Source organism: Rhizobacter sp. P2_H2 (assembly GCF_056403375.1).
In genome coordinates this window covers 1-1,500 of record NZ_JBFUFP010001215.1, presented here as the reverse complement: position 1 = coordinate 1,500, position 1,500 = coordinate 1, and the positions used below count along the sequence as shown (strand labels likewise).

Here is a 1,500-nt window from a genome sequence, read left to right as displayed (position 1 = left end):
GTCCACCAGCGGTCGGCCGCCACCAGCAGCAGCGGCGTCAGCAGCATCGACAAGGCCACCGCCGCCACCAGCAACGATGACGTCGGACCGTCGATCACGCCCGCCTGCGTGGCGGTCTGGAACACCACGAAGCCGAACTCGCCGCCCTGCGCCAGCAGGATGATGAACACCGGCCGCTCGGCCTTCGGCAGCGGCATCGCGCGGCCCATCGCCCACAGCACCACCGCCTTCACGCCGAGGAAGCCGCCGACGACCAGCGCGATCAGCAGCGGCCGCTGCATCACGATCGAGAAGTCGATGCTCATCCCCACCGCGATGAAGAACAGCCCGAGCAGCAGCCCCTTGAAGGGTTCGATGTCGGTCTCGAGCTCGCGCCGGTACTCGCTCTCGGCCAGCAGCACGCCGGCCAGGAAGGCACCGAGCGCCATCGACAGCCCCACCGTCTGCATCAGCGCCGCGGTGGCCACCACCAGCAGCAGCGACGCGGCGGTGAAGATCTCGGGCGTCGCGCTGCCGGCGATCCAGCGCAGCGTGGGCCGCAGCAGCAGCCGCCCGCCCAGCACGATGATCGCGACCACCCCCAGCGCCTTGCCGGCACCGAGCCAGAAGCTGCCGTGCTCCGGCGCATCCGAAGGCCCCGCCAGCAGCGGCACCAGCGCGAGGATCGGGATCGCCGCGATGTCCTGCAGCAGCGCCACGCTCAGCAGGCTCTGCCCCGAGGTCGTCGCCATCAGGTTGCGCTCGCCCAGCACGCCCAGCCCGATCGCCGTCGACGACATCGCGAGGCCGAGCCCGCCCACCACCGCCAGCTGCCACGGCACGCCGGCCGCCACCGCCGCGCCGAGCAGCAGCGCCGCCGAGCCGAACAGCTGCACGCTGCCCCAGCCGAAGATCGGCTTGCGCAGCGCCCACAGCCGCTTCGGCTCCAGCTCGAGCCCGACCAGGAACAGCATCAGCACCACGCCGAACTCGGCGAAATGCAGCATGTCCTGCGGGTCGGTCACCAGCCGCAGCCCCCAGGGCCYGATCAGGATGCCCGCGGCCAGGTAGCCGATGATCGAGCCCAGCCCCAGTTTCTTCGCCAYCGGCACCGCGATCACCGCGGCGGCCAGGTACACCAGCCCGCCTGTCAACCAGCTGCCGTGTTCCATCAGGCGCTTTCCGCCATCGCGGCTTCGGCCGCATCCGTCGGGCGTGCCGATTCGGGCACCTCGCAGTCGATGCAGTCGTCCAGCCCGGCCAGCTCCGGCCAGCCGGGGTAGCTGCCCAGGTGCTGCACGAAGGTGTCGGCATGCGCCTGCAGCTCGGCCGCGCCGACGCGGTGCGCGCCGTGCAGCACCAGCGGCGGCAGGAAGCGCATGCCGCACAGCGCGGCGGTCTGCTCGTAGGGCGGCAGGAAGGCGTCGAAGTGGTAGCGGTTGTAGCTGTCGGGGCGGTAGGAGTCGTCCGGGCCGCCGGTGGACGAGACCAGCCACAGGTCCTTGCCGCGCAGCGCATGGC

General features: G+C 71.6%; 2 protein-coding genes. Both read right to left on the bottom strand.

Features of this window, described 5'->3' with window-relative positions:
- A partial coding sequence (locus tag AC1D15_RS31685) for a monovalent cation:proton antiporter-2 (CPA2) family protein (protein ID WP_477829171.1) occupies positions 1-1,151 on the bottom strand: 1,151 nt, incomplete at its 3' end.
- Positions 1,151-1,500 (bottom strand): NAD(P)H-dependent oxidoreductase (locus AC1D15_RS31680; RefSeq protein WP_477829170.1); only part of this gene is annotated, 350 nt, incomplete at its 5' end. The genes AC1D15_RS31680 and AC1D15_RS31685, both read right to left, overlap by 1 nt.